Source organism: Streptomyces sp. NPDC058221 (assembly GCF_042882365.1).
Lineage (GTDB): Bacteria > Actinomycetota > Actinomycetes > Streptomycetales > Streptomycetaceae > Streptomyces.
Genome location: NZ_JBHVWF010000263.1, coordinates 1 through 5,591, shown reverse-complemented (window position 1 = coordinate 5,591; position 5,591 = coordinate 1). Strand labels below are relative to the sequence as shown.

Annotated in this window: 2 protein-coding genes and 1 pseudogene; all 3 read right to left on the bottom strand. The window is 68.5% G+C overall.

Translation table 11 applies throughout. From position 1 onward, the window contains the following. Positions 1 to 156: 156 nt before the first annotated feature. The 3 genes and pseudogenes from ACFVW8_RS38195 to ACFVW8_RS38185 all read right to left on the bottom strand — a co-directional run bounded on the left by ACFVW8_RS38195 (position 157) and on the right by ACFVW8_RS38185 (position 5,354). A complete protein-coding gene (locus tag ACFVW8_RS38195; RefSeq protein ID WP_389698495.1) occupies positions 157 to 2,079 on the bottom strand; it encodes a glycosyl hydrolase family 28-related protein in 1,923 nt (640 codons plus the stop codon). 54 nt (positions 2,080 to 2,133) lie between these two features. Next, positions 2,134 to 3,879: pseudogene (locus ACFVW8_RS38190) on the bottom strand (glycosyl hydrolase family 28-related protein); the annotation flags it as partial. A 311-nt stretch (positions 3,880 to 4,190) separates the two neighbouring features. Further along, complete coding sequence (locus ACFVW8_RS38185) at positions 4,191 to 5,354, bottom strand: spermidine/putrescine ABC transporter substrate-binding protein (RefSeq protein WP_389698497.1); 1,164 nt, start codon at positions 5,352 to 5,354, stop codon at positions 4,191 to 4,193. Positions 5,355 to 5,591 lie beyond the last annotated feature (237 nt).

Here is a 5,591-nt window from a genome sequence, read left to right as displayed (position 1 = left end):
GCCCCCCCCCGCCCCCCGGGCCGGCTTTGGGGCCCTTTGGGGGGGGGGGGGGGGGTCGGCGCGCCCCGCCCCCCCCGCGGGCCCCCCCGGCCCCGGGCGGGCGCCCCGGGGCGCCCCGGCGGCAGCGGCGGGGCGAAGAGCCCCCGTGGCAGGTCGCTACCTGCCCTCCACGCTCCCCCGCGCCTCGGCGGTGGTCTGCGCCGCGTCCGTGTTGATCACGAACTGCGAGCCCGGTTCGACCAGCACGTCTCCGTCGCGCGAGCCACTGATCGTCACATCGGTCAGCGTCGCGCTGCCCCGCGCTCCGCCCATGGCGAGGATGCCCGAGCCGTTGGGGGAATCGGAGATCGTCACATTGCTGATCCTGGCGTCCGGGATCGCGCCCCCGCCGGTCTTGAACTGGATACCGTCGTACGTCGAGTCCTGGATGTCGGTGTCACGGATCGTGACGCCAGGGATGTCGGAGCCCTGCGCGAACAGGGTGATCGCACCGAACTCCTGGTCCTCGTTCCAGAACGCTCCGCCGGTGCGGGTGAGCCCGTTGTTGGCGATCAGCGTCTCCCCGGAGAAGGGCACCGGATCGTGATCGGTGGCCAGCATGATGCCCGGGTAGTTCATGGTGTCGTACACCAGGTTGTTCTCGATCTTGTTGCCGTAGCCGCCGTACACCGCGATGCCGTTCGCCCGCCAGGGCAGCTGGATCGTGTTGTTGCCGAAGACGTTGTCGTGGCCGACGTCCACCGCGGGATCCTTGACGTACTTGCTCGCCCACACCGCCAGGGAGTCGTCCCCGGTGTTGCGGAAGGACGAGTCGGTGACGGAGGAGTTGCGGGTGCCGTTGGTGAAGTTGATGCCGTCCGCGTAGGTGTTGCGGATGCGCATCCCGCTGAATTCGAGTCCGTCAGCGGGACCCCACAGCTCCGGGATGTTGCTGTAGTCGCGGCCGACCCAGGTGCCGACGTTGGCGTGCTCGATCCAGACATTGCTGATCTTTGTGTCCTTGCCGAAGCGGCCGTTGAGACCGACGCCGCCCTCGGCGTTGCCGTCGCCGCCCCGGATGGTGCCGGAGCCGAAGATCGCGATGTCCGAGATCTGGGTGTTGTCGTCGATGTCGAAGCCGAAGTTCCCCTCGTGCGGGTGGTTGATGCCCCCCGCGTCCTGCGGCGGGGTCAGGGAGTACAGCTGCGAGTGCCACATGCCGGCGCCGCGGATCGTGACGTCGCTGATGCCGACCTGGTTGTACTGTCCGCGGTCCAGCGGGTCGTCGGTGAGGATCTTCTGCTCCTGGCGCCACTGACCGGCCGGGATCCACACACAGTCGATGTCACCGTTCTGGTCGGCGGTGACGGCCTCCTGGATCGCGTCGGTGTCGTCCTTCCCGTCGTCGGGGACCGCGCCGTACTCGGTGATCGAGGTGCACTCGTCGGGCTTGCTCGCGGGCGGCGCCACCTGCTCCAGGTCGACCAGGTCGACGACGTAGTACGCGGCGTCGTCACCGTCGTCCCGCTGCAGCCGGAAGGTGGTTCCCTCGGGGTAGGTCTTGTCGAGCAGTGCGTGCGACTCGTCGAAGAGCCGCCGCGCGTCACCACCGGGGGTGTTCGTCAGGCCTTCCGGCTCGTCCGTGCTGCCGTACAGCCAGCTGTGCTTGGACGACAGGTCGAGCTTCTGCACGAACGTGCCGTCGGCGTAGAGGCTCAGCGTCTTCTCCTGGCCGCCGCCACCCGCCGCGTCGGGTATGGAGTTGCGCACGACGATGGAGTTGGTGCTGCTCTTCGAGGTGAACTCCACATACTGGCCGGTGGAGTCGAGCTGTACCGACTTGCGCCCCGAGGACTCGGTGGCGAAGTTCGTGTGCCCGAAGGTACGTGTGGCATCCGTCTCCAGCAGGGTGCCGTCGTAGGTGCCGTCCTCCGCCTCGTACTCGGCGTACGGGACGGGCGCACCCCGGTCGGCCGCGGCGGCGGGGGCCTCGGGCGCCACCGGCGCCGCCTGTGCGCCGGCCGGCAGCAGCCACGCGGCAGTCAGCGCGGCGCCGAGCGTGACGGCGATGCTCCGCCGCCTCCAGTCTCTCCTTGTCACAGCGTTCCTCTCGATGTGGGGGAATGTGGGGAATGTGCGTACGAGCTGCCGCTAGTTGCCACTGTCCGGCTCGGGCCAGGCCGAGCAGTCGTCCCAGGTGGTGTCCCAGCCGGAGTTGCCGCCGCCGTCGGTGAGCGTGAAGGTGCCCGAGCCCTCGGGGTAGGAGCAGTTGTAGACGCCTGCCGCACCGACCTCCGTCGCGGTGACGTTCGACATCGTCACGGCGCCGGGCGTCTCGGCCTGGACGACGACCGTGCCGACCCCGTCGACGTCGGACCCGTCGACGGTGACGTTCTTGACCTCCTGGCCGGTGCCGCCGCCCGAGACGAACTCGTAGGCGCTGTAGGGGCTGTCCGTGATGGTGGTGTCGGTGATGTTCACGTTCGCCTCGATGGCGCTGTCGTACGCGTCCACGCGCAGCGCGCCCATCGGGTGACCCCAGTTGGGGTTGAGGGCCCCGGTGCGCACGAGGGTGTTCCCGGAGACCGTGATGGTGCCGCCGAGGGGGAAGAACGGGTCGGCGAACTTCTGGTTGGAGATGGCGATGCCGCTGCCGAGGCCGTTGGTGTCGCTGACCAGGTTGTCCTTGACGGTGATGTCGCTGCCGCCGTAGATGGCGATGCCGTTCGCCAGGTTGGGCTGGGAGATGGTGTTGTTCGCGAAGGTGGAGTCGGTGTCGGCCGCGTTCAGCGACCACATCGCGAGCGAGTCGTCGCCCTGGTTGCGCAGGAAGTTGTTGCGCACCTGCACGCCCTGCGCACTGCCGTTGAGGTTCAGGCCGTCCGCGGTGGTGTCGAGGATCCGGTTGTTCTCGACGATCAGGTTGTCGTTGTTGCCGGTCAGCCAGAGGCCGACCTTGAGGTGCTGCAGCCACATGCCGCTGACCTGGGAGTCCGGGCCGAGGGATCCGTTGACGAAGTTGTCCGGGTTGCTGTCGACCCGCTCGGTGACCTCGCCGATGACCGCGAAGTCCTTGATGGTGACCTTTCCCGCGGTGCCGGTCTGGTTGATGAACCGTGAGGCGTGCACCACCGAGTGCCAGCTGCCGGCGCCCTGGATCGTCACGTTCTCGACACCGCTGAGCTCGGAGTCCACCTTGAAGTCGCCCGCCGGGATCCACACGGTGCCGCCGCCGGCCTTGGCCTCGGTGATCGCGTCGCGGAAGGCCTGCGTGGAGTCCTGCTGCCCGGTGGCGTCGGCGCCCTTGTCGACGACGGAGACCGCGCCCGACGGTGCGGTGGCGGGCTCGTCGACCTGCTCGAAGTCGGCCACGTCGACGGTGACCTCGGTGGAGGCGGCCTCCAGCTTCACCTTGTCGCCCGCCGCCAGGTCGCGGCCGAGGAGGAGGCGTGCGTTGTCGAAGAGGTGATGGGTCTTGGCGCCGACGATCCAGGGGGTGTCGACGTAGCTGTACTTGGAGGTGACGGCCAGGGACTCGTCCAGCTTGGTGCCGTTGACGTAGACGTCGAGCGAACCGCTCTGCCCGTCGGGCACGTTGTAGGCGACGTTCACCGCGTTGGCCGCTTTGTCGAGGGTGAACTCCACGCTCTGCCCGCTGTCCAGGCGTACCGCCTGCCGGCCCGAAGCCTCGGAGGCGAGAGTGCCCTGGGTGTAGTCGGGGCCGATCTTCTGCCCGGTGGTGGAGGCGGACTCCGCCTCGGTGGAGCTGAACGGGAGGGTGGCGCCCGCCGCTGCCGCCGCTCTCGGCTGCGGGGCGTGCTGGGCGGAGGCCTGACCGGTGACGCCGACGACCGTGCCCACGAGGGCGACCGCGACGGCGAGGACGTACGAACTGCGCATGGGCGCTGCTGACGTGCGCATGACACTCCAATTCTTGTGGGGCTGCGCTTCCTGGTGGGGGTGATGGGGGGAGGGGAAGCGCCTGTCACTCAAGCATCACCATCACATGAACACAAGATGTCGCTCAGATATTGAAAATTATTGACAGCACGGCGAAACAACCAACTGGTGCGTAGGTGCAGGGTGGGCGGGCCGGCGAAAAGAGCCGTGTCACCCCAAGACGAAACGGCACCACGCGCATTCCGCGTGATGCCGTCTCTCCTCTTCATCGCCCGCCGAAAACCCGCGTCACAGGTGCCCCGGGCGGGACCTCACAGTCCGACGATGGAGTTCCACTTCTTGGCGAACCCGGTGCGCTCCTCGGAGGTGATGTCGCGCGCGATGGCGAGCCGCTTGCGCATGGCGTCGTCGGGGAAGATCAGCGGGTCATCGGCGAGCGCCGCGGTCTCCTTGTCCTTGGCGGAGGCCAGGACGTCACGGGCGGCGGGGACGGGGCAGACGTAGTTGACCCAGGTGGCCAGCTCGGCGGCGACCTCGGGCTCGTAGTAGTAGTCGACGAGCTTCTCCGCATTGCGCTTGTGGCGGGCGAGGTTGGGGATCATCAGCGACTCCGCCCAGAGCTCGGCCCCCTCCTCGGGCACCACGAACTCGATCTCGGGGTTGTCCGCCTGGAGCTGGATGACATCGCCGGAGTAGGCCTGACAGGCGAGCACGTCGCCGGTGGAGAGGTCCTTGATGTAGTCGTTGCCGGTGAAGCGGCGGATGTGCTTCGTCCTGACCAGCTTCTCCACCTGGTCGCAGATGTCGTAGAAGTCGTCGGACTTCCAGCGGGTGATGTCGACGCCGTTGCCCTGCATCAGCAGGGCGAAGGACTCGTCGAGTCCGGAGAGCAGCGTGACCTTGCCCCGCAGATCGTGCGCCCACAGATCGCTCAGATGCCGGATCTCACGGCCCAGCTTCTTGCGGTTGTACGCGATCCCGGTGATGCCGGACTGCCAGGGCACGCTGTGCAGCCGGCCCTTGTCGAAGGCGGGCGAGCGCAGTTGGGGGTCGAGGTACTTCGCCACGTTGGGCTGCGCGGCCCGGTCCATCTCCTGGACCCAGCCGAGCCGGACGAAGCGGGCGGCCATCCAGTCACTGATGACGACGAGGTCGCGGCCGGTCTGCTGGTGGTTCATCAGTGCGGGGCTGATCTTCCCGAAGAACTCGTCGTTGTCGTTGATCTCCTCGGTGTACGTGACGGAGATCCCGGTGCGCTTGCTGAAGGCGTCCAGGGTGGGCCGCTTCGACTGGTTCTCGTCGTCGGTGTCGATGTAGAGCGGCCAGTTGGCGAAGTGCAGGCTGTGGTCGCTGTCGGAGGAGTCGCGTCCGGCTCGGTCTCCGGGCTGCACATAGGCGGCGGGCACTCCACAGCCGGCCAGCGTGGCACCGGCCGCCCCGGCCCCGAGGGCGCGGAGCAGGGACCGGCGGGACATGGGGTTCTTCGGGATCGCTCGCACCTGCGCAGGATGCCGGTCGGCGGGTGCGGCGGGCAATGGACCAACCGTCCAGCGGCGGCCGCCCCCCCGCGCACACCCTGTCGATACCGGGCGGGGCGGGGAACACGGATGCGGCCCCGGGCCGGAGCCCGGGGCCGCAGCCCCCCCCCTCGCCGCGGGGGTCCGCCCTCCCGGGGGGGGATTACGTGCTTGTTGCGGGGGTTGTGCTCGTAG

Coding starts and splice junctions, on each gene's coding strand:
- ACFVW8_RS38185 (WP_389698497.1), bottom strand. CDS start 5,354: ATGTCCCGCCGGTCCCTGCTCCGCGCCCTCGGGGCCGGGGCGGCCGGT.